The sequence below is a fragment of the Kitasatospora sp. NPDC048407 genome, from assembly GCF_043200475.1.
Classification (GTDB): domain Bacteria; phylum Actinomycetota; class Actinomycetes; order Streptomycetales; family Streptomycetaceae; genus Kitasatospora.
Genome location: NZ_JBICXW010000020.1, coordinates 76764 through 98647 on the forward strand (window position 1 = coordinate 76764; position 21884 = coordinate 98647).

23 protein-coding genes are annotated in these 21884 nt (G+C 73.7%); 16 read left to right on the plus strand and 7 right to left on the minus strand.

All coding sequences use genetic code 11. The features are described from left to right. Positions 1–325: 325 nt before the first annotated feature. Positions 326–1174 carry a universal stress protein gene (locus ACGFWJ_RS28990; protein ID WP_392954840.1) on the minus strand — a complete coding sequence of 283 codons (849 nt, stop codon included), beginning with the start codon at positions 1172–1174 and terminating at the stop codon, positions 326–328. Between the two features lie 319 nt (positions 1175–1493). On the opposite strand from ACGFWJ_RS28990, the gene ACGFWJ_RS28995 reads away from it, so the two are divergent. The 6 genes from ACGFWJ_RS28995 (at position 1494) to ACGFWJ_RS29020 (ending at position 6635) form a co-directional block, all read left to right on the plus strand. Then, positions 1494–2366 carry a universal stress protein gene (locus ACGFWJ_RS28995; RefSeq protein ID WP_392954842.1) on the plus strand — a complete coding sequence of 291 codons (873 nt, stop codon included), beginning with the start codon at positions 1494–1496 and terminating at the stop codon, positions 2364–2366. Between the two features lie 150 nt (positions 2367–2516). Next, entirely contained in the window at positions 2517–3533 is a 1017-nt protein-coding gene (gene adhP / locus ACGFWJ_RS29000; RefSeq protein WP_392954844.1) for an alcohol dehydrogenase AdhP, read from the plus strand. A gap of 54 nt (positions 3534–3587) precedes the next feature. After that, positions 3588–4109 carry a universal stress protein gene (locus tag ACGFWJ_RS29005; RefSeq protein ID WP_392954846.1) on the plus strand — a complete coding sequence of 174 codons (522 nt, stop codon included), beginning with the start codon at positions 3588–3590 and terminating at the stop codon, positions 4107–4109. Positions 4110–4172: 63 nt separating this feature from the next. Then, on the plus strand, positions 4173–5162 hold the full coding sequence (locus tag ACGFWJ_RS29010) for a cation-transporting P-type ATPase (protein ID WP_392954848.1): 990 nt from the start codon (positions 4173–4175) through the stop codon (positions 5160–5162). Next, positions 5152–5457 carry a hypothetical protein gene (locus ACGFWJ_RS29015; RefSeq protein ID WP_392954850.1) on the plus strand — a complete coding sequence of 102 codons (306 nt, stop codon included), beginning with the start codon at positions 5152–5154 and terminating at the stop codon, positions 5455–5457. The genes ACGFWJ_RS29010 and ACGFWJ_RS29015 overlap by 11 nt, the downstream gene beginning before the upstream one ends. Positions 5458–5498: 41 nt before the next feature. Next, positions 5499–6635 (plus strand): hypothetical protein, encoded by a 1137-nt coding sequence (locus tag ACGFWJ_RS29020; RefSeq protein WP_392954852.1) that lies wholly within the window; start codon positions 5499–5501, stop codon positions 6633–6635. Positions 6636–6797: 162 nt separating this feature from the next. Here the strand turns inward: ACGFWJ_RS29020 and ACGFWJ_RS29025 are convergent, their stop codons facing one another. Further along, positions 6798–7253: a hypothetical protein gene (locus ACGFWJ_RS29025; RefSeq protein WP_392954854.1), complete on the minus strand. Its 456-nt coding sequence runs from the start codon at positions 7251–7253 to the stop codon at positions 6798–6800. 124 nt (positions 7254–7377) lie between these two features. Beyond that, positions 7378–8370: a LacI family DNA-binding transcriptional regulator gene (locus ACGFWJ_RS29030; protein WP_392954855.1), complete on the minus strand. Its 993-nt coding sequence runs from the start codon at positions 8368–8370 to the stop codon at positions 7378–7380. A gap of 209 nt (positions 8371–8579) precedes the next feature. Between ACGFWJ_RS29030 and ACGFWJ_RS29035 the strand changes: the two genes are divergently transcribed. The 5 genes from ACGFWJ_RS29035 to ACGFWJ_RS29055 all read left to right on the plus strand — a co-directional run bounded on the left by ACGFWJ_RS29035 (position 8580) and on the right by ACGFWJ_RS29055 (position 12978). Continuing rightward, the gene (locus tag ACGFWJ_RS29035) at positions 8580–9488 is read left to right on the plus strand and encodes a ribokinase (protein ID WP_392954857.1); all 909 of its coding nucleotides are present in this window, start codon (positions 8580–8582) and stop codon (positions 9486–9488) included. A gap of 90 nt (positions 9489–9578) precedes the next feature. Next, the gene (locus tag ACGFWJ_RS29040) at positions 9579–10925 is read left to right on the plus strand and encodes an NtaA/DmoA family FMN-dependent monooxygenase (RefSeq protein ID WP_392954859.1); all 1347 of its coding nucleotides are present in this window, start codon (positions 9579–9581) and stop codon (positions 10923–10925) included. Between the two features lie 110 nt (positions 10926–11035). Then, the gene (locus tag ACGFWJ_RS29045; protein ID WP_392954861.1) at positions 11036–11584 is read left to right on the plus strand and encodes a flavin reductase family protein; all 549 of its coding nucleotides are present in this window, start codon (positions 11036–11038) and stop codon (positions 11582–11584) included. Then, a complete protein-coding gene (locus ACGFWJ_RS29050) occupies positions 11577–12011 on the plus strand; it encodes a riboflavin kinase (RefSeq protein WP_392954863.1) in 435 nt (144 codons plus the stop codon). The genes ACGFWJ_RS29045 and ACGFWJ_RS29050 overlap by 8 nt, the downstream gene beginning before the upstream one ends. 286 nt (positions 12012–12297) lie before the next feature. Beyond that, a complete protein-coding gene (locus ACGFWJ_RS29055) occupies positions 12298–12978 on the plus strand; it encodes a nicotinamide riboside transporter PnuC (protein ID WP_392954865.1) in 681 nt (226 codons plus the stop codon). 70 nt (positions 12979–13048) lie between these two features. On the opposite strand, the gene ACGFWJ_RS29060 is transcribed toward ACGFWJ_RS29055, so the two are convergent. Continuing rightward, the gene (locus ACGFWJ_RS29060; protein WP_392954867.1) at positions 13049–14212 is read right to left on the minus strand and encodes a serine hydrolase domain-containing protein; all 1164 of its coding nucleotides are present in this window, start codon (positions 14210–14212) and stop codon (positions 13049–13051) included. Between the two features lie 111 nt (positions 14213–14323). Here ACGFWJ_RS29060 and ACGFWJ_RS29065 point away from each other — a divergent pair, with 111 nt between their 5' ends. From ACGFWJ_RS29065 to ACGFWJ_RS29085, 5 genes are all read left to right on the plus strand, one after another. Beyond that, on the plus strand, positions 14324–15778 hold the full coding sequence (locus tag ACGFWJ_RS29065; protein ID WP_392954869.1) for a hypothetical protein: 1455 nt from the start codon (positions 14324–14326) through the stop codon (positions 15776–15778). A 42-nt stretch (positions 15779–15820) separates the two neighbouring features. Next, a complete protein-coding gene (locus ACGFWJ_RS29070; protein ID WP_392954871.1) occupies positions 15821–16321 on the plus strand; it encodes a GNAT family N-acetyltransferase in 501 nt (166 codons plus the stop codon). A gap of 136 nt (positions 16322–16457) precedes the next feature. Next, positions 16458–17771: a hypothetical protein gene (locus ACGFWJ_RS29075; RefSeq protein WP_392954873.1), complete on the plus strand. Its 1314-nt coding sequence runs from the start codon at positions 16458–16460 to the stop codon at positions 17769–17771. Between the two features lie 27 nt (positions 17772–17798). Next, complete coding sequence (locus tag ACGFWJ_RS29080; protein ID WP_392954875.1) at positions 17799–18035, plus strand: hypothetical protein; 237 nt, start codon at positions 17799–17801, stop codon at positions 18033–18035. 36 nt (positions 18036–18071) lie between these two features. After that, entirely contained in the window at positions 18072–18389 is a 318-nt protein-coding gene (locus ACGFWJ_RS29085) for a hypothetical protein (RefSeq protein ID WP_392954877.1), read from the plus strand. Between the two features lie 24 nt (positions 18390–18413). Here ACGFWJ_RS29085 and ACGFWJ_RS29090 read toward each other — a convergent pair whose 3' ends face one another. The 3 genes from ACGFWJ_RS29090 to ACGFWJ_RS29100 all read right to left on the minus strand — a co-directional run bounded on the left by ACGFWJ_RS29090 (position 18414) and on the right by ACGFWJ_RS29100 (position 21823). Then, positions 18414–18947 (minus strand): SMI1/KNR4 family protein, encoded by a 534-nt coding sequence (locus tag ACGFWJ_RS29090; protein WP_392954879.1) that lies wholly within the window; start codon positions 18945–18947, stop codon positions 18414–18416. Positions 18948–18973: 26 nt separating this feature from the next. Then, positions 18974–20491: a hypothetical protein gene (locus ACGFWJ_RS29095; protein ID WP_392954881.1), complete on the minus strand. Its 1518-nt coding sequence runs from the start codon at positions 20489–20491 to the stop codon at positions 18974–18976. Positions 20492–20587: 96 nt separating this feature from the next. Beyond that, positions 20588–21823: an erythromycin esterase family protein gene (locus ACGFWJ_RS29100; RefSeq protein ID WP_392954883.1), complete on the minus strand. Its 1236-nt coding sequence runs from the start codon at positions 21821–21823 to the stop codon at positions 20588–20590. Positions 21824–21884: the final 61 nt, after the last annotated feature.

Below are 21884 nucleotides of genomic sequence, written 5' to 3' on the forward strand. Positions count from 1 at the left end.
CGGGGCGTTCCGGCTGCCGCGCCGCGCCGGTCGAGGATCTGGACGGCCAGCTCCCGCGCGGAGGCGACCGGGTCGGTGTCCGCGCGGGTGGCCGCGGCTGCCAGGGCTCCGTCGATCAGGAGCAGGAGTTGGTCGGCGGCGTGAGTCGGCCGGGGAAGGGCCAGAGGACAGCAAGTTGACGCCAAATCAGGCATTTGCGCCGATAATGGTCATCGTCAACGAGGCCCGGGCCCGACCGGCGGCCGGGCAGCGACAGCGCCCCGCACGGCGGTTGGCCGAGCGGGGCGTTCTGCTGTCCGGACACCCGCCGGGCGGGTGGGGCGGGTCAGTCGTGGGGGACGATGGCGACCGGCGACTTGGCGTGGTGGCTGACCGCGTGGGCGACCCGGCCCAGGCGGTGGCGGCGGCGGCCGACCACCACCAGGGCGGCGCCGGCGGAGGCGTCCACCACTGCCCCGGCACCGCTGCCGATCCGGCTGTCCTCGACCACCGTGACCTGCGGGTACTTGGCCCGCCACACGCCGAGCGCCTGGGTGAGCAGCTCCGCCTCGAGGACGCGGAACTGCTCGGCCTCGGTCGCCGGCGCCACCCCGCCCGCGTAGCCCCAGACCGGGGGCGGAGTCCAGCCGTGGACGGCGCGCAGCACCGCGCCGCGGGCCTCGGCCGCGCGGAAGGCGAATTCGACGACGGCGTCCGCCGGGGCGTGGGTGTCGATCCCGACGACCACCTCGCCGGGGGCCTCGCCCGGCTGCGGCTGCGCGGCCCGCACCAGCACGACCGGCACCTCGCAGCGCGCCGCGACGTCGAGGCCGATCGACCCCACCAGCAGGCCCTCGAAGCGGCCCAGGCCCAGCGAACCGACGGCGAGCAGCTCCGCCTCGGCCGCCGCGGCGGCCAGGTCGGCGGCGGGCTCGCCGCCGGTCAGCATGCCGGTGTGCAGTTCCAGCCCCGGGTGGGCCTCGCGCACCTGCTGCGCGGTGTCGGCCAGCATCCGCTCCGCCAGGGTGCGCACGGACTCCGGCTGGCTGGGGTCGGCGTGCAGGTCGTCCTCCCAGGTCCAGGCGTGGACGAGGCGCAGGGCGAGGCCGCGGCGCAGCGCCTCGTCGGCCGCCCAGTGCGCTGCGGCGGTGCTCTCGGCCGAACCGTCGGTGCCGGCCAGAACGAACGTGCCCATGGCGGTTTCCCTGCTCTCCGTTGCTCGGGGCGGCCCCGGGCGTGGTCGCCGGGGGTCCATGATCATCCTGGCCGAGGTGCACCCTCCGAGTCCAGTGCCTGCCCGGCCCCCGGGCCGGGCCCATGGTCCCGCCCGGTCGGGGGCCGGTGCGGGCGGTCCGGCGAGGCCGTCCCGGACGGGCGACGGCCTGCGGGACCTTCGGGACCCGCCGGGGGCTTCCGACCCCTGTCCGGACGGCCGGGGCCGCGGCGACGCTGACGGGAGCACGAGGCCGGGCGGACCGCCGCCCGGACCATCCGCACCCCCTGGAGGTCCTCCCATGTGCGATTCCGTCGTGGCCGGTGTCGACGGCTCTGCCGAGAGCGCCGCAGCGGCCCGCTGGGCGGCGGCCGACGCGCTCCGGCGCGGCGTCGCCCTCCGGCTGCTGTACGTGGCGTCACCGTCGGGCAGCGCCTTCGGGCACCGCGAACCGGCCGGGCACGCCCTGCCGGAGTTCGCGACGACGCTCCGGGCCGAGCTCGTGCACGCCCTGCCGGGGCTGGACGTCTCCTGCGAGGCAGTACCCGGCGAGCCGTGGTCCGTGCTGGCCGCCGCCGGTGAGAAGCAGTGGCTGCTGGTGCTCGGTTCCAGGGGATCGGGCCAGCTCGCCGGGCGGCTCCTCGGTTCCGTCGCGCTGCGCACGGCCGCGGAGGCGCGGTGCCCGGTCGTCCTGGTGCCAGGAGGCGCCGCGGACCCGGACGGCCCCGGCGAGGTCGTGGTCGGCATGCGGGGCGAGCAGCCGTCCGGCGCCGTCCTCGGGTTCGCCTTCGAGGAGGCCGCCCGGCGCGGGGCCGTGCTGCGGGCCCTGGAGGGCGGGGCCGATCCGCACGGGCCGCTGCGGACCGACGCCCCGATCGAACCGGCGGAGATCCGGCGGTCGCTGATGGAGGCGAAGACCGTCCGCCTGCAGGACGCGCTGGCCCCCTGGCAGGAGAAGTTCCCCGCGGTGCGCACGGTGGCGGAGGTGACCGGCTGGGGCGCGTCCCGGGCCCTGCTGGAGGCCTCGCGCGGCGCGGCCCTGGTGGTGCTGGGCCGGCGCGCCCCCGCGCATCCGCTGGCCGCGCCGCACCTGGGGCATCTGGCACACGCGGTCGTCCACCACGCCCACGGCCCGGTGGCGGTCGTCCCGCACGACCCGGCGCAGCCCCGGTGACCAGCGGCCTCGGCGGCCGGGGACCTTCAGCCCGCCGCGAGTGCACCGCTCGACCCCTGTGAACGGCGGGCCCGGGCGGTGGGATGGAGACACAGCAGAACCGGCGCGGACCGGAAACCGCCGCCGTTCCGTACGAAGGGCAGGAACACCATGAAGGCCGCCGTCGTCCGCGACTTCACCGCACCGCTCGTCATCGAGGACCGGCCGGTGCCGGCCCCGGCACCGCACCAGGTGCTGGTCCGGCTGGAGGCCTGTGGGCTGTGCCACACCGACATCCACGCCGCCCGCGGCGACTGGCCGGTCAAGCCGAACCCGCCGTTCGTCCCCGGGCACGAGGGAGTCGGCATCGTCGAGGCGACCGGCGTGGACGTCCGGCACGTCCGGGTCGGCGAGCGGGTCGCCATCCCCTGGCTCGCCGAGGCCTGCGGCCGCTGCGACCACTGCGTGGACGGCTGGGAGACCCTCTGCACCCGCCAGCAGAACAGCGGGTACTCGGTGGACGGTGGCTACGCCGAGTACGCCGTCGCCCACGGTGACTACGTCGTCCCCGTCCCCGACGGGGTCGACCCGCTGGACGCCGCTCCGCTCACCTGCGCCGGCGTCACCACCTACAAGGCGCTCAAGGTCTCCGGCGCCCGGCCCGGCACGCGCGTCCTGGTCTCCGGCATCGGCGGCCTCGGCCACCTGGCGCTGCAGTACGCCCGGATCTTCGGCGCCGAGACCGTCGCGGTCGACGTCACCGACGACAAGCTGGCCCTCGCCCGCGAGCTCGGCGCCGACCACGTGATCGACGCCCGGGTCCAGGACGTCGCCGCCGAGGTGCAGCGGCTCGGCGGGGCGGACGCGGCGATCGCCCTCGCCGTCAGCAACGACTCCTTCCGCGCCGCGTACGGCGCGCTGCGGCGCGGCGGCACCCTCGTCCTGGTCGCGCTGCCCGCCGAGGGCGAGCTGACCCTGCCGGTGTTCGAGACGGTGCTGAACGGCACCAAGGTGGTCGGATCCATCGTCGGCACCCGCCAGGACCTCGCCGAGGTGTTCGCCCTGCACGCCCTCGGCCGCACCCGGGTGATCCGGGAGAGCCGCCGTCTGGAGGACGTCAACGCCTGCATCACCGAGGTCCTGGACGGCAAGGTCGCCGCCCGCCTCGTCTTCGACCTGCGCGGCTGAACCGCACCGCGCAACCACGCAACCCGACAACCCACCGATCGGAAGGACACCAGCATGAACGGGACCGGCAGCACGGCGCAGCGGCGCATCGTGGTGGGAGTGGACGGCTCGGAGTCGTCCCGGGCCGCCCTGCGCTGGGCAGTACGGCAGGCGGCCCTGACGGGTGCCGCCGTGGAAGCGGTGATCACCTGGGAGTTCCCGGCCATCTACGGCTGGGGAATGACGCTGACCGACGCGGACTTCACCACGGCCGCCGAGCAGACGCTCGCCCAGGTCACCGAGGAGGAGAAGGACCCGGCCCACCCGGTCGAGATCAGCCGCCGGGTGGAGCGCGGCAACGCGGCCCGCGTCCTGCTGGACGCCGCCAAGGGCGCCGAACTCCTGGTCATCGGCAGCCGGGGCCACGGAGGCTTCACCGGGGCGATGCTCGGCTCGGTCGGCCAGCACTGCGTCCACCACGCCACCTGCCCGGTCGTCGTCGTCCGGGACACCGAGTACCAGGACACCGCCCGCGACACCGAGCACCGGGACACCGCCCGCGCCGAGCACACCGACGTGCCGACCGCCGGTCACTGACCCGCAGCCCCGGCTGACAGGAGTTCCAGCCGGACGCACCGGACCCTCACCCGGCCGGGCCCGGTGCGTCCGGCTGCCGGGCAGCAGGGCGCCGCCGCCGGGATACCCGCCCGCCAGGCCGCCACGCAGGACGCCGAGCAGGTGCTCGCCCGCCTGGGCAGCACCCGCGCCGGGCTGTCCGGCGCGGAGGCCGGGCGGCGGCTCGCCCCCGGCGGCCCCAACGCGGTCCGCACCCACCGGGTGCGGGCCCTGGCGGTGTTCGGCCGCCAGCTGCGCAGCGCCCTGCTGTTCCTGCTGCTGGCCGCCGCGGTGGGGTCGTTCTTCTTCGGCGAGCGCACCGACGCGGTGATCATCGGCGTGATCCTGCTGCTGAGCGTCGCCCTCGGGTTCGCCAACGAGTACCGGGCCGAGCGGGCCGCGCAGGCCCTGCACTCGCAGGTACGGCGCACCGCCGTGGTGCTGCGCGACGGCCACGAGCAGGAGGTGGACGTCACCGGCCTGGTCCCCGGCGACGTGGTGCGGCTGGCCCTCGGCCAGATCGTGCCCGCCGACCTGCGGGTGCTGGAGCGCACCGGCCTCCAGTGCGACGAGAGCATCCTCACCGGCGAATCCGCCCCGGTGGACAAGGACCTGGCCGCGGTGGACGGCGAACCGGAGCCGGCGGAACTGTCGTGCTGCGCGCTGATGGGCACGGTGGTGCACGCGGGCAGCGGCACCGGGGTGGTCGTCGCCACCGGCGGGCGCGCCGAGTTCGGCCGGATCGCGCTCGGCCTCGGCGAACGGCAGCCGGAGACCGCGTTCCAGGTCGGCCTGCGCCGGTTCTCGGTCCTCCTGCTCCAGGTCGCCGCCGCCCTCACCACCGGCATCTTCGTGATCAACACGGTGCTGCACCGGCCGCTGCTGGACGCTCCGCTGTTCCCGCTGGCCATCGCCGCCGGGATCACCCCGTTGCGCGAACTCCCTCCCGTGGAGAACGGGTTGGCGCCCGAGTTCGACCCGGCCGACCGCGGCGCTCTGACGCCGGTCCGCCATAATGGCGCTCATGACTGGTGAGCCCTTGTCCATCTCCCTCGCCGACCTGCGCAAGTCGTTCGACGTGCTGCTGAGCCGCGTGGAAGCCGCCGCGGCGGGTGATTCCGTCCTCCTGGACAAGGAGTACTTCTGGTCCGTCCCCTCGGACGCGCTGTACGACGTCGCCAGGGATCCGGAGATCCTGACGATCGGGCAGCTCTCGGAGTCGTGGCAGCATCTGACGGCCCTGCTGGCGGACCAGGATCGCGCGACGGGGCACCACTTGGTGTGGCTCGCCGATGTCCTGCGGGCGATGGGCCAGGACCTTCCCGCGTAGCACGCCGTGTTGGTGTCACGCCCGGCCGCTACGGTGCCGCTATGACCCAACTCGCCCTGCTGGCCCACCTGTCGGCCGACGGCCGGCGCCCCGTCGAGCAGCTCGCCCGCCACCCCCGGCTCCCACTGGTGGCCGGTACTGCCAGGGAGAGCCGGGTGGTCCGGATCTGGGACTGTGACGGCGGGCGGTTGCGTGAACTCACGCCGGTGGACCTCGGGTTGGCGCCCGAACTCGACCCGGCCGACCGGTGGCGCGCCAACGTCCCTCCCCCGCTGGCGTGGCATCCCGAGCAGCCGCTGCTCGTCGTCGCCGACGGCTCCACCCTGACGCGCTGGACGCCCGACGGGCCGTCGGCACCCGAGCAGGTCACGGCCGTCTACCACCACCTGGCGTTCAGCCCGGACGGCCGCGCTCTGTGGGCGAAACCGTCCGGCGACACCTCGGACGTTCTCGATCTCGCCAACGGCGCCACCGCCAAGGGCCCGTACTGGGACACCGGGGTCGGCGCGCACCCGTCCGGGGAGCTCCTCGTCACGCTGGTCAGCGACCAGTCCGCCACCTTCTGCCTGTTCGCCCGGCCCGGCGGCACCGACGGCGGCATGCGGGTGCAGCGGCACGCGCTGATCCTGCACGTCGACGGCTACGACACGCCGCTGTTCAGCGCGGACGGGCGGCATCTCGCCGTCCGGGGCAACGCGTACGTCGAGTCGCTGGACGTGTTCGCGTTCCCCTCACTGCGGAACATCCTGACGACGACGCTCGCCGAGGACCCGTCCGAGGCGTGGCCGCACCACAACCTCGCCTGGGACGCCCGGCCCGGTGTGCTGTGGATCGGCACGCCCACCGGTTCGCTGCTCGAACTCGACGTCGAGGCACGGAAGTCCACCGAACACCCGCACCCGGACGGCGTCCCGGTGTCCGCGCTGGCCGCCACCGCGAGCGGTGAACTGCTGGTCGCTCGCGCGAACGGCGAGTTGGCACTCCTGTCGGTGCACCCCGTCGGCGCCGCGCCCGCTCCGAACGACGACGTCGCGGTGTTCCTGGCGGGGACGGAAGAGGCGTCACCGGAAGGGGAGTTGGAGGATAACCTGGTGTTCACCGACGGCACCGCCGGCTGGGACACCGAGTCCCTGGACGTGGTGACCGAGGCCGCCCCCGCCGCCCCGATGCGGCTATGAGCCCGATCCGCCGGCCGGACAAAGGCGCATAACTGACGTGCCGTCACATCGACTCGGCTGCACGCCAGTTGACGGTCGGCCCGACGATCCGGCGGCCGGGAGCAGACGGCCCGGGCGCCGGGCCGCGCCGAAGCTGGAGTTCGGTGCGGCCCGGGTGGCCGGTCAGGACTCCGGCTGTGCGACCGTCAGCCCCCAGTGCACGTCGGGGGCCGAGGTCAAGACCCCGACGTAGAAGGCCCGGCCCTGTTCGGCCGTGACCACGACCGAGCCGCGGCCGACGGTGTCGGCGGGGCAGGGCACGGTGAACTTCACGGGGGTGGTGTCGCCGTACTCCGGCCGGTAGGTGACCTGCGCTTCGCCCGCGCCGTCGCTGCCACCCTGGCAGCCGACCGTGACGACGACCGGCTGACCGTTGGGGCTGGCGCCGCCGGTGACGGCTCCGCCGTTGCCGATCCAGTCCGGGATCCAGATCAGGCCGTCGGGCCCCGGGTGCGGCAGGATCTCGCCCGTGCCGGGCATGCCGTGGTCGGGTTCCCCGTCCTGTCCGGCGGCCGCCGGGCCCGCCGCCACCACGAGTGCCGCCACTGCAGCGACCCACGCGAAAGTCGTACGCTTCATGATTTTCCCCTCCGACACCGTCGGGTTCCGAAATCCCGACGTGCCCGAACAGTTTCATTCTCCCCCGACCGGCCCTGCCTGAGTACGGATACTCAAGTCCCCTGCCCAGGGCCGGAGCAGGCCGTCAGGCGTTCGCGTCGGTGGAGGCCCGGACGACCAGTTGGGGGGCGAAGCGTTCGACGTCCTCGGCCCGTTCCCTCGCGGGGGACTGCAGGAGGGTCAGGGTGCGTTCGGCCATCGCGGCGAGCGGGTGGCGGATCGAGGTGATCGGCGGGTCGAGGAGTTCGAGTATCTCGGTGTCGTCGAAGCCGGTGACGGCGATCTCGCCGGGCACCGACACGGCCGAGCGCTGCAGGGTGGAGACCAGGCCGACGGCGAGGACGTCCGCGCCGCAGACGACGGCGTCGATGCCGTCCCGTTGCGCGGCGATCCGCCGCCCGGCGGTGCGGCCGGCGTCGGTGGTGAAGCTGGGGAGCAGGACGGTGGTGGCGTCGTCGCCGCGGGCGGCGGTGAAGGCGGCGAGGCGTTCCGCGCCGGAGGAGGAGGCCTGGTCGGCGGCGACCAGGGCGATGCGGTGGCGGCCGAGGGTGTCGAGGTGGTCGAGGAGCAGGCGCATCGCGGCGGCGTTGTCGAGGGTGACCGCGACCGTCCCGGAGCCGCTGGCCCAGCGGTCGAACAGGACGAGGGGTGCGCGCTTGGCGGCGGCCCGGACGGCGGGGCCTGAGGCGGCGGCCGAGACGGGGACGACGACCAGGCCGTCCACCCGTCCGCCGAGCAGGGTTTCGATCTGTTCGGCCTCGATCTGCGTCGAGTTCGCGGCGTCGGAGACGACCAACTGCCCGCCGGCGGCGCGGACTTGCTGGGCGATGGCGTCGGCGAGCTGGACGAAGTAGGGGTTGGCGAGGGAGGGGACGACCACGCCGACGGTGCCGGTGGTGCCGGTGCGCAGCGCTCTCGCGGAGTGGTTGGTGCGGTAGCCGAGTTCGCGGGCGGCGTCCTCGACGCGGCGGGCGAGTTCGGGGTCGACGTTGCGCGGGGTGCCGGCCAGGACGCGTGACGCGGTCGCGCGGGAGACGCCGGCGGCTGCGGCCACATCGAGGAGTCGGGGCGCTGTCACGTGGGGGTCCTCCCCGGTCGGGAATGGTGTCGGCGGTGGGCGCCGACGATTTCGGTGTCGAAACGATGTCGGCGCGGTCTCGGATCGGGCGGCCGCGGACCGGTATGTCCGAGCTGGCGGAATGCGCAGCACGAGGGTACTTGACGGTCGGCGAGGGCTGGGCCAGAGTGTGGGAAATCGATCTCCCAAGGAGCTCCCAAGGAGCGCAGATGCCGTCCATCACCGTCGTCGGTTCGGTCAACCGCGATCTTGTGCTGACCGTTCAGGACCTGCCGCGACCTGGCGAGACCGTGCTCGCAGAGGGGTTCGTGGAGGGTGTCGGCGGCAAGGGCGCCAACCAGGCCGTGGCGGCCGCCCGGCTCGGTTCGCGGGTGCGGCTGGTGGCCCGGGTCGGGGCGGACGCGGAACCGATCCTGCGGGCGCTGGCCGCCGAGGGTGTGGACGTCGCGGCGGTGCTCCCGGCCGAGGACGCCAGCACCGGGATCGCCTCGGTGGTGGTCGACCGCGCGGGCGAGAACACCATCGTGGTCAACCCGGGCGCGAACGCGGCACTCGCCATCGCCGACCTGCCGGAGCAACTGGCAAGCGCCGCAAGCGATGTACTGCTTCTCCAGCACGAGATCGCCCCCGAGGTGGTCGCCGCCGCGGCACTCCGGGCCCGACAGCAGGGCGGCACGGTCGTCCTCAACCCGGCGCCGGCCCGCCCGGTAACGCGTGAGGTGCTGACGGCGGTGGACGTCCTGGTCCCCAACCTGGGCGAACTCGCCTCGCTGCTGGGCGTCGAGCGTCCGACCGGCCCCGAGGGCGCCCGCGAACTGCTGGAGAACGCCGAACTGCCTTGCGGGGCCGTGGTGGTGACGCTCGGCGCGGACGGGGCACTGGTCAAACAGCCCGGCCGGCCCGCCGTCCACCTGCCCGCCCCCGAGGTGGAAGCCGTCGACACCGTCGGAGCCGGCGACACCTTCTGCGGGGCGCTCGCCGACTCCCTCGCCCGCGGCACCGACCTGCTCGCCGCCGCCGAACGCGCCGTCCGGGCGGCCTCGTTGGCCGTCACCGGGCTCGGCGCGCAATCCTCGATGCCGTACGCGACGCAGCTCGACTCCCCCACCGCACCCTGACTCCCCCACGCCTCCCTGACGTACCGTCACCTCACTGAGTTCCCACAGACTTTCCTGTCACCCGCAGCATCAGTTCAACGGAGAACACCCATGCGCAGCCTCAAGCTCGGACTGTTCGAGAACGCCCAGACCAACGCGAGCGGCACCGCCACCTGGCGCCACCCCGACAGCCGTCGACACCTGTTCGACACTCTCGGCTACTGGCGCGAGGTCGCGCAGCTCTGCGAGGACGCCAAGCTGGACTTCCTGTTCCTGGCGGACGCCTGGGGCTGGTCGGAGATCAACGGGGTGCGCCCGCCGATCGCCACCGAGGAGACCCTCGACCTGCCGCGCCTGGACCCGTTCGTGATCGCCTCGGCGCTGCTCGCCTCGACCACCGACCTCGGCCTGGTGGTGACGGGTTCGGTGCTGGTGGAGCCGCCGTACGGGTTCGCCCGCCGCCTGGCCACCCTGGACCAGCTGTCCGGCGGCCGGCTGGGCTGGAACATCGTCACCACCGGCACCGCCGACACCGCCGTGAAGGCGTTCGGGATGGACATGGTGGCGCACGACGACCGGTACGCGATGGCCGAGGACTTCCTCGACCTGGTCTACAAGTACTGGGAGGGCTCCTGGGAGCCGGACGCCCTGGAGAAGGACAAGGCCGGCCGGTTCGCCGACCCGGCGAAGGTGCACCTGGTCGAGCACGCGGGCCCGTACTTCCGCTCGCACGGCTACGGCAACACCGCCCGCTCCCCGCAGGGCACCCCGGTGCTGTTCCAGGCCGGCGCGTCCCCGGCGGGCCGCCGGGTCGGCGGACGGCACGGCGAGTGCATGTTCGTCGGCAGCGGCAGCGTCGCGCAGCTGGCGGGCCACACCAAGGCGATCCGCGAGGAGGCCGTGAAGGCCGGCCGCGCCGCCGACCAGGTCAAGATCATGTCGGCGTTCTCCTGCGTGGTCGGCGCGAGCACCCAGGACGCCGAGCGCCGCTGGCAGCGGATCCTGGACGCGCAGCGCCCGGAGGTCACCGTCGCCTCGTACGCGATGTTCACCGGCCTGGACCTGTCCTCGTACGCGCCGGACACCCCGATGAGCGAGCTGTCCACCGAGATGTCGCAGACCCAGGTCGCCCGGTTCGCCGACAAGACGGTCGGCGACGTGCTCGCCGACTGGCACACCCACGGCGTCGGCGCCCGCCCCGTGGTCGGCACCGCCGAGGAGATCGCCGACGAGATCTGCGCGCTCGCCGAGGGCGCGGACCTGGACGGCTTCCTGCTGTCGCCGCCCGTGCAGCCGGCCTCCACCGTCGAGTTCGTCGAGTCGGTGCTGCCGATCCTGCGCAAGCGCGGCGTGTTCCGCGGCGAGTACACGGACGGCGAGTCGCTGCGCGAGCGCCTGACCGGTGCCGAGGACCGCGCCCTGCCGGCCAGCCACCCGGCCGCCCGCTACCGCCGCTGACCCTCCCCGCCCGCACACCCACGCCACCCACGCCATTCGCGCCATTTAGCGACGAGAGGACGACGACGGCCATGGCCACTCCTGCCCACCACCCCACGACAGCCGGTGACTTGAGCACGGCCGCTCGGCCGAGCACGACCGGCGACCTGGGCGCGGCCACGCTGCCCGGACCGACCGGCGACCTGAGCGCGGCCACGCTGCGCCAGGCCTTCGGGGCGTACCCCACCGGCGTGGTCGCGATCGGCGCACTGCGCGACAGTGCGCCGGACGGGTTCGCGGCGAGCTCGTTCGTGTCGATATCGCTGGAACCGCCGATGATCGCGGTCAGCGTGGCCCGCACCTCGACCACCTGGCCGCGCCTCGCCGACCTGCCGGTGCTGGGGCTCAGCGTGCTCAGCCACGGCCAGGGCACGCTCTGCCGCCGGCTGGCCGCCCGCTCGGGCGACCGCTTCGAGGGCACCGACTGGCAAGCCACGCCGGACGGCGCGGTGCTCATCGAGGGCGCCGCGCTGTGGCTGACCGCCCGGGTCGGCGCGGTGTACGACGGCGGCGACCACGAGATCGTCCTGATGGAGCTGCTCACCGCCGAACTGTTCCCCGGCGTGGAGCCGCTGGTCTTCCACACCAGCCAGTTCCGCGAGCTGTCCCCCCATGCCTGACCCCTCGCCCTCGCCAACCCGCCTGTCCGGCACCGTCGTTCACGGTGCCGGACGGGGCCGGGGCCTCGGCTTCCCCACCGCCAACATCTCCCCCGACCCCGGCGCGGACGTCCCGCCACCGGCCATCTACAGCGGCTGGCTGGCCCGCCCGGCCACCGGCGCCGTGCACCGCGCGACGATCAGCATCGGCACCAACCCCACCTTCGAGGACGGCCCGCGAATCCACACCGAGGTGTACTGCCACGACACCTCCGACGACCTGTACGGCGAGCACGTCGCCCTCTGGTTCGTCGCCCGGATCCGGGACACCATCAGGTTCGCCTCGGTGGACGAGCTACTGCTCGCCGTGAAGGCGGACGTCCGCCGCTCGGAGGCGCTGCTGGACTCGGCGCACGGCTGCCGCGTTCGGGCCGCTGTGCTCAGCTGACGTTTCGTCAACTTCGTTATTTTGCAGGTACGCACGGCCTCGCGGCCCGTACCCCACAAGCCGGTCGGCCCCGCCCCCGCTTCCCCCGATGCGGGGCCGACCACCCCCTCTTCCCGCTGCACGGCACGCCCCCTCCCCCTTTCCCATTGCACGGCACGCACCCTCACCCCCACACCCACGTCTGCGCCCAACGCCCGCGTGCCCGGCCGGCCCCGCCCCGCATCCCCCCTCGCAGGGCCCGGCCGCTCTTCCCCCTCCTCGCTCCGAACGAACAAAGGTGTGAGCAATGAGCGCATTCAACTGGCTGAACGAGCAGTTCAGCTTCTTCGGACTCCCCGTCTACTGGTCCGACTTCCTGGGCAACATCCTCGCGCTCGCCACCGTCTGGCTGGCGCTGCGCCGTTCGCTGGTGGCCTGGCCCGTCCAGATTCTCGGCTCGGTCTTCCTGTTGATCGCCAGCCTGAACGTGCACCTCGGCGGCAACGCCGCCCGGCAGGTCGTGATCATCGTGTCGGCCTCCTGGGGCTGGGCGACCTGGAAGCGCAGCCGCGAGCAGGAAGGCGTCATCAACGTCCGCTGGGCGACCTGGACCGAACGCGCCCTGCTGATAGGCGCGATGGTGCTCGGCACTGCCGCGTTCGGCGCGGTGCTCAACTGGAAGGACGCCTCGTTCTACCCGGGCGCCCCGTGGTGGATGATCCTCGCCGACGCCTGGATCTTCATCGGATCGATTCTCGCCATGTACAGCCAGGCCCGCCGCTACATCGAGTTCTGGTTCGTCTGGCTGGCCGTGGACCTGGTCGGCGTGCCGCTGGCCATCCACTCGGAGCTGTACTTCTCCGGCATCGTCTACGGCATCTTCTTCGTCATGGTCCTGATGGGCATCCGCGACTGGGCGTCCCGCAGCAAGCCCCAGGACATCGCCTCCCCGCTGGAGCCCGCCGTCCAGGTCGAGAGCCGCTCCTGACACTCCCCCGCAACCGCGACAGGCCGGCCCCACCCCACGGGAGCCGGCCCGTTGCGCTTCTGACGTTGCGTCAGTTTGCCTGAAGCGCCCGGTAAACGGCCGCGATCAGCTTGTGGTTCTCCGGGCCCGCGCCGTAGCGGGACGGGAAGCCGAAGCGACGGCGGGTGTAGGCGTAGGCGAGGCCGGCGCCCGGGTCGGCGAAGCCGAGGGAGCCGGTGGCGCCGCTGTGGCCGAAGGCTTCGGGGCCCAACGGGAGAAATAGGGCGGTGAGTTCCTCGAAGCCGAGGCCAAAGACGTCCTCGTTGCCGGTGATCACGTCGGTGCCGTGGAACTGCGGGCGGGCGAACTCGGTGATGGTCTCCGGCTTCAACAGCTGGGCCCGGCCGTCCACTTCGCCGATCGCCGCCGAGTACATGCCCGCCACGCCGCGGGCGGTGCCGACGCCGCCGGACGAGGCCGGCCCGAGGGCCCGCACGGTGGGGTTGTTGGCGAAGTCCACCAGTTCCGTCTTGTGCGGCCCGTTCTGGTTGCCGGCGACGGCGAGGATGCTGTTCGGGTCGAGCTTCCTGGCCGCGAGCCGCGCGGCCTCCTCCGGCGTCGGCAGGTGCGGCAGCGTCCCGGCCCGGCGCGGCTCCAACTCCTCGGGCAGGCCGAGGTAGAGGTCCAGCCCGTACGGGGCGCGGATCCGCTCCTCGAAGATCTGCTGGATCGAACGGCCGGTCACCCGGCGCACCACCTCGCCGGTCAGCGCGCCGATCACGAACGCGTGGTAGCCGTACGCCGATCCCGGCTCCCAGAACGGCCGTTGGGCCGCCAGCCGGGCCGCGATCACCCGGTCGTCGGCGAGCTCCTCGTCAGTGAAGCCGCCGTCCACCCCGGGCACGCCCGAGCGGTGCGCGAGCAGCTCACGCAGCGTCAGCCGATCCTTGCCGTGCGCGCCGAACTCCGGCCAGTACGAGGACACTTCGCGGTCCAGGTCGAGCACGCCGTCCTGCACCAGCAGGGCGACGACCAGGTGCGCCGCGCCCTTCGAGATCGAGAACACGTTCATCAGCGTGTCCGGCTCCGTCCCGTCGCCGGACCACAGGTCGACCACCCGGCGCCCGTCGACGTGCACCACCAGCTGCGCCTCCGGCGAGGCGTTCATCTCGCCCAGCGCGGCGGCGAATTCGTCCCGCACGCCCTCGAAGCCCGCCGCCACCGTGCCCTGCACCGCACCGCCCTGGTACGCCATGGCCGTCTCCCCCGTCCACTTCGGTCATCCGGCCGCATGTCGACCCGGAGTCCCCAACTACCGTTCCCCCACCAAGATTCCCGTTCCGGACGATCTTCTAGGATCACCTCCGTGACCAGCACTTTCCACATCGAACGCCGCTTCGCCGACCGGCCGTTCGCCGAGGCCGGCGACCCTGCGGTGGCGGTGACGGACGAGCGCCGCGCCCTGCTCGCGGTGGCGGGCCTGGCCCGCCACGGGCGGCCGGCGCCGGTGACGGTGTACCGCACCGGCGACCTGGCCTGCGTCGCCCTGCTGCGCTCCGGCTACCCCGTGCACGCGCTGGCGTTCCACCCCGAGCTGCCGCTGCTGGCGATCGGCACCGGCCGGTACGACGGCGGGCACTCCTTCGAGGGCGAGCTGCTCCTGCTGGATCTCGAATCCGGCGCGCACGTCTCGCTGTTCGAGGACTGGACGGGTCGCGAGGTGCTCGGCCTGGAGTGGCTGGACGGGCAGTCGCTGCGGCTGCTGCTCGCCCCGCCGGACGACTGGCAGGACCGCGCCGCGTGGCAGGACGGCCACCGCGCCGTACTGCACCGCCCCGACTGGCGCACCGTCGCCCCCGGGTCCGTCACGCCGGCCGAACTGGCCGGTCCGCGCCTTCCCGTCCCCCGCCCGGACGGCGCCGAGGCGGCCCGCCGCCTGCTGGACGACCTGCACGGCGGATGGGCGCCGCGCGGTCCGGTCAGCGCTGTCGAGGAACTCCCGGACGGGCGCCTGCTGGTGGCGCTGCCCGGGGTGCTGGAGTGCCGCACACCATCGGACGCCGTCGCCTGGTCGGCGGAACGGGTGGACCGCGCAGGCGAGTTCGCGGTCGCCCCCGAGCGGCAGTCGGTCTTCGTCCGCAGCGCCGAACCGTGGTCGGTCACCGAGCTCTCCCTCGCGGACGGCTCCCGGCTCGCGCAGTATCAACCCCGGCGCAACACCGGGCTGTTGGCGTGCGCGGACGGCCTCCCGGTGATCGCCCCGTTCTGGCACCGCGATCTGCGGATCCGGCACAGCCGCCTGGTGTACACCTCGCCGCACCCGCCCCGGCCCGACCGGTGGGTGGCGACGGCCGACCCGTCGCGCCTGCCCGCCGCCGAACGGCCCTTCCGCACGATCGGCCGGCTCGAACAGCGCTTCCCGCTGTCCTGGGACCCGACCGAAACCCACCTGCCCGGCCCCGGCGTCGAACTCCCCGACGGCGACCTGCTCCACGCCGGAACTGTCCACCACGGCCAGGGCCTGCAACCGGGCGGCTCCTTCGTGGTCCGCCGTGACCCGTCCGACGGCACGCCGCGCTGGGTCTTCCGCACCGACCGCCCGGCCCTCGCGCTGGACGCCGACTGCGACCGTGGCCTCGTCCATGTCGCCTACGACGACGCCGAGTTGGTGACCCTCTCGGCCACCGACGGCACCGTCCTGCGACGCGCCCCGCTCACCGTCGGCCGGGTCACGGCGGTCGCGACGGCACTCACCGTCCCCGGCCCCGGCCGCGTGCTGATCGGCACCGCGGACGGCCGCCTGCTCGCCTGCACCACCTGACGCGGGCCGTTCCGCCGCGCCGGCCCGTGCCATGATCGGACCATGACCGAGCCCGTGATCCGCCCGCGACGTGACGACGATCTGCCTTCCTGCGTACGGGCGTTGGCCGGTGTGTACGAGTCGGACGGGTATCCGGCGTACTGGCCGACCGAACCGAAACACTGGCTGACGCCAACGGAGTTGCTCGGCGTGTGGGTCGCCGCCAACGGGCCGGAGGTGCTCGGCCACGTGGCCCTCACACACAGCGGGCCCGTCCTGGCGGCGGCGGTCGGGCTCCCGGAGGACCAACTCGCCGCCGTGGCACGGCTGTTCGTCGGGGTTCCGGCGCGGCGGGGTGGTCTGGCCGGCGCGCTGCTGGAACGGGCGGCGCAGGCGGCGGTCGAGGGCGGGCGGCGGCCGGTGCTGGAGGTGGAGTCCGGTGCCGCGGGTGCGATCGCGCTGTACGAGCGGGCCGGCTGGCAGTTCGTCTGCACCGCCACCGCGAACTGGCTGACGCCCGCCGGGGAGCCCGCCGTGGTGCACACCTATCTCGGCCCGGCCTGACCCTCGCTCAGCACCCTCCACCGCTCGTGGGACGATACGAAAATCGGTTCGCCTTCCGGCCGCGATTCACGGGAAACTGCCTGGTCGCGATCGGCGCGCCCGATCACCGCCGTCCCGAAGCCCAAGGTGCTGCCGCATGACCGTCCCCACCCCGCCCGACCGCCCCGAAACCGCTTCCGGGCCGGCGCCCGAAGCTGCTGCCGGGCCGGTGTCCGAGGCCACGCCCGCGCCCGTCTCCATGGCGAAACCCGAGGCCGAGGCCGAGCCTGTCTCCGCGCCCGAGCCGGACGCCGAAGCCAAGTCCGAGCCCGTCTCCATTGCGAAGCCCGAGGCCGAGCCCGCGCCCGTGTCGATGGCAGAGCCTGAGCCCGCGCCCACGCCCGAGGCCATGCCCAAGTCCGCCTCCGAGGCCATGCCCGAGTCCGCCTCCGAGCCCACGCCCGCGCCCGCCTCCGAGGCCATGGCCGAGCCCGCACCCCCGTCCGCGGACACCCCGCCATCCGCCAACCCGTGGGCCGCACCGAACCCCAACACGGCACCGCCCACGCCGTATCCGGCACCGACACCGACACCGACTCCGATTCCGGCCCCCGGCCCGCCCCAGGCCCCCGGCGCCACCGGCACGTACTGGCCGCCGTACGCGCCTCCGGCCCCGCAGCCGCGGAACGGCATGGGCGTGACGGCCCTGGTGCTCGGAATCGTCGGGCTCGTGCTCAGCCTGCCGCTGATCCTGTTCTGGCTCGCCTGGCTGCCCGCCCTACTCGCGGTGATCTTCGGCTTCATCGGCCTGAGCCTGTCGCGCAAGGGCCTCGCCACCAACCGGGCGATGGCGCTCACCGGCACCATTCTCGGCCTCATCGGCGTGGTGGCCTCCCTCTGCGTCGGCGGACTCGCCATCGTCGCCGTGCAGGCCGGCGTCCGCGAGGAACACCGCCGCGTGCAGGAGCAGCGGCGCGACGACACCGAGCGGCAGCGCCTCGCGGACGAGCGGGCGAGGCAGCGCGCCACCGAGCAGGAGACGAAGGCCGCGGACGAGCGGGCCCGCCGTCTGTCGTTCGGCGGTTCCTACACGTACCCGGACGGCCTGAAGGTCACCATGTCCGAGCCGACCCTCGTCACTCCTAGCCGGAGCGGCGGCGCGCCGCTCCCGGAGGACGCGACGTTCGTCCAGGTCCGGGTCACCGTCGTCAACACCACCAACGCCCAGCTGTCGCTGTACGGTTCGGGCCTGCTGATCGTCAAGGACTCACACGGCACGCTGCTCCACCCGCTGTACGGCGGCAGCCAGTACAAGGCTCTCCCGCAGAACCTCGACCCCGGCCAGGAGGCCACCGGGCAGGAGACGTACGGGCTGCCGAACGCCTCGGCCAACCCGTTCAGTCTCCAGTTCACCCACGGCACCCGGATGGAGCGCAAGGACGTCATCTGGACCGGCGCCCCGCCCCACTGACCCGTCCCGCCAACGGAGTTCACCCGCATGACCGCCATCCACGAGCTCGCCGCCCTCGGCGAGCCCGTCCTCGCCGTCGCCGACCCCGCCCGCCGGCTGCTCGCCGTGGCGTGCGCGGACAAGTACGGCGAGGCCCTGACGCTCGGCCTGTTCGAGACGGGCGAACGGGCCCGGCTGCTGCGCCGGATCAAGTGCGAGCACCACATCAACGCGCTGGCGTTCCACCCGAGCAGCCCGCTGCTCGCGGTGGGCCTCGGCGAGTAAGACGGCGGCTACTTCTTCGAGGGCCAGCTGCTCCTGGTGGGACTCTTCAACAACACCCGGCGGTCGATGTTCGCCCACTCCTGGGGCCGCCAGGTCATCACCGCCGAGTGGCTGGACGACACCCGGCTGCGCGTGCACCTGGCCCCGCACGACGACGACAACGACGACGCCGCCCACCACGAGGCCCACGTGGTCGTCCTGGACCGCCCCGACTGGACGTCCGCCCTCGGCCGGACCATCCCCGACAAGCACCTCCAGGGCCCACGCATCCCGTTCCCCCGCCCGGTCCACGACCCGTCCGACGCCGGCCAGTTGGCGACCCGCCTGCTCGACCCGCCGGTCCACAACCGCTGACAACCTGCTCCCCGGGGCGCGACCTCAGCGGCAGAGCTCGGCCACGGTGTCGTCGAACTCGGGGAACTCCATGGCCGCTTCCTCGATCACCGCGGTGGGCGACTGCCGCCGCTCCCCGGCGAACTGCTCGGCGACAGCCAGCAGTTCGGGCCGCGGCCGGGCCTTCCACTCGCGCCGCCGCCACGGGTCGGCGGCCTCGCCCGGGCCATAGCCGCCCAGCAGCCACAGGAACGCGCCCAAGTCGCGGGCCACGACGCCGGTTTCGCCCTCGGATCCGAGGAACACCACGGGCTGCTCCACGACCGGACGCCCCGTCCGGACCAGCCAGAACGCCGCGTACCCGCCGCTGCCGTCCTGGCCGAACACCTGGAACCCGTCACCGTCCAGTTCGGCGTTCCCGGTCCAGGCCCGGAACCAGGACGTGGTGTCGTCGGCGCACTCGAAAGCCGGGAGCGGCTCGAAGTCGATCCCGCCGTCACCGTCGTAGTCGCAGTCGAGGACGAGTGCCAGCGCGGCGGCGAGAGCGGCGGGGAACTGTCGGCCATCGGTGTGGTTCACGTGGGCGAGGCTAGTAATACGGCCCGTCAGCTCACCCCGTCCGGCGGCATCAGCCGCAGCATCTCGGCCACTGGCAGCGCCGGATTCGCGGCGGCGCCCTGGACGGTCGCCGGGTCCGAGTCGTCCAGCAGGGGCAGGAGTTGGGCGAGCGGCAGCGCCGGATGGGCGGCGGCCTTGCGGCGGGCTCGTCGGTCGCGCAGACAGGCGGTGAGGGTGGGGCCGTCGGCCGCGGGGTGGTCGGCCAGGGCGCGCAGGGTGGCGACGTTGTGGTCGGCGCGGACGAGTTCGGCCAGCAGCGCCGTACTCGCGTCGGGGTTGGCCGCGATTCCGGCCCCGACGGCGCGGCCGTGGCGCCGAAGCATTGCTCTCAACTGCCCTTCGCCCAGGCCGGGATGGGGCGCGACGGCAGCAGCGACCTTGGCCACGGCGTCGTCGGCGAGCCGGTCGCGGACGGGGGCGGGCAGGTCGCGGCGGAGTGCGGTCAGGCGGCGCAGTTCGGGGTTGGCGGAGCCGGCGAGCGCGTCCAGTTCGGCGGGCGTGGCGGCGGCGATCCGCGGCAGCAGCAGCGAACCGAGCCAGTCGGTGGCGCACAGCCGGCCCAGGACGTCCAACGGGAGCAGCGGGTGCTGGGCGGCGCTGCGTCGCACCTCCACGGACGGGTCCTCGGCGAGGTGCCGGAGCAGTTCCTCCCCGATCGCGGGGTTGCTCGCCAGCGGCTCCCGCACCCAGATCTCCGGAGCGGCGGCGAGCACGGCGTACGCGGACGCGGGGAGGTCGGTGCGCGAGGCGAGTTGCTCGCGCAGGAACGGCGACGGGGCGTCCAGGTACCGCATCACCTCGGCGACGGGCGCGGCCGGATTCCCGAGCGCGGTCCGCAGAATCGTGTGCCGCGCGTACTGGTGACTCCCGTCGCAGGCCGCCCCGCCAGGCAGGGTGCACTCCGGGTCCGGGCAGTCCGGCGGATGGACCCATGGGACGGCGTGGCGCACGCATACGTCACAACTGATCAGCGGCGGACGGTCGTTGATCAGGTCGGCGAGGACGGTGGGCGACACGTCCCGGTTGAAGCCGAGTTCCGCCCGGATGTGCTGCGACGGGTGCGCGGCCAGCAGCGCGGCAATCTCCGGGTCGGCCGTCTCCTCGGCGAGCGCGAGCGGGACGGCAGGATCGGAGTCGCCCGCCAGCCGCCGCGCCACCTCGCGCGGCAGCGCGCGGCATCCGGCCAACTCCTCACGCAGCTCGTCCCGTTCGACCAGCACGTGCGCCCACTCGACGGGCGCGAGCCCGGCCCGCAGCAGAGCGAGCGCGGCGACCGGCTGTTGCGCCGGGTCGATCCGCTCCACAGCCAACTGCCCACTCTCAACGAGGCCCCCCGCGACCGCGACACCCCGCTCGGCAAGGACCAGTCTCTGAGGCGCCGTCAGATCAGTGCGCTCCGCAAGCTCCAGCGACAGGTCCGGCTCGCCCATCGCCAGCAGCCGGTCCACCGCCTCGACCGGCAGCAACGGATTCTCGGCCAGCCCGGCCCACACATGACGACGCATCCCGGCATCCTCCCCGAATCGCCCGCACCCCGCCGCGAATTACGCCCCGCCCCCGACCAAGCCGCAGCCTGCCCGCCGCAAGCCGATCGCCCCGCCTCACCCGCCCCCGAACACCCCTGCCTGCCGCGGAATCTCCCGCACGAACACCACCCCGTCCAGCAACTCCAGCGCCTCCGGATCCAGCCCGAAGTACGTGTGATCAGCCGGAACCCGCCGCTTCACCCGACCGGCCGTCGCGGCGGCCAGCAGCCCGGGGTCCAGGACCGAACGGGCCTCGGGCAGGGTGGCGAGGTGGCCCTCGAGAGTCTCGGGGGCGGGGTGGTCGTCGGCGGCGCGGTGGCCGAAGGCAGTGGCGACGAAGGCGTAACCCTCGCCGAGGCGGGCGGCGAGGAGGGAACCGGCGCTCCAGCTGAGCAGGTGGTGGGTGCCGAGCGGGATGCGGGCGGCCTCGCGCTGGAGGTGGAGGTTGTGGGCGAAGACCAGTGTCGGACCGCGCCGCGCCTCGCGGCGTGTGATCGCTTCGAGGTTGTCGGCCATCATCAGCCCCCGTTGCCGCATCAGCGCGTTGAACCGGTCCGGCCCGGTGTCCGCCATCGCGGCGTGGAATCGCAGCAACCCGCTCGCGGTCCGCGCGTCCAACTGCGCCCGCCAGTACGTCTCGGGGTCCGCCTCGGCCGCGAACTGCGGCCCGTGCGCTGCGAGCAGCGCCGCCAGATCGTCGGCGACCAGCCGTAGTTGCTCGGCATCGGCCGTCCGCCCGACGGACCGCTCGGGCTCGAACGCCGCCGCCGGGTCGGTCCACCTCTCGTCCGGCCCGCACAGCCGCCGCAACTTGCCCTCCGGCACCACGAGTTCGGCCGGAAGATGCGCGGCCAGGAAGTCGCGCAACCGGACCAGCGAGGGCCCGGGCGCCGCCGCTCGCGTCGTCTCCAGCGGCCCGTCCGCGCCGTAGAACCGCAGCCGTTCCTCCCCCTCCCCCAGCCCATCGTTGAACTCCCGCATCCAGCGCACCAGTTCAAGGTTCCCGGCGAACTCGCCGAAACCGTGGCTGAACCCCTCCCGCACCACGTCCGCAAGCTCGCCCTCCCCGCCGCCGCCCACGTAGGCGTCCACGGCGAGCGCCGCCAGGCAGTCGCTCTCCACGGCGATCGACCGGTAGCCGTGTTCGGCGACCAGGTGCCGGAAGAGTTCGTTGCGGATGTCGAGGAACGCCTCGACGCCGTGGGTGGGTTCACCCAGTGCCAGCACCCGGGTGCCGGGCGGGATCAGGTCGGTGACGGCGGACGGGGAGAAGGGACGGGAAGCGTCCCGGAGCGAAGACCAGAGAGTCATGACTTCCACCGTATCCCTGAATTCTCGTTGTAAAGTTTTCTGCTCTCAGCCCGCGAATCCA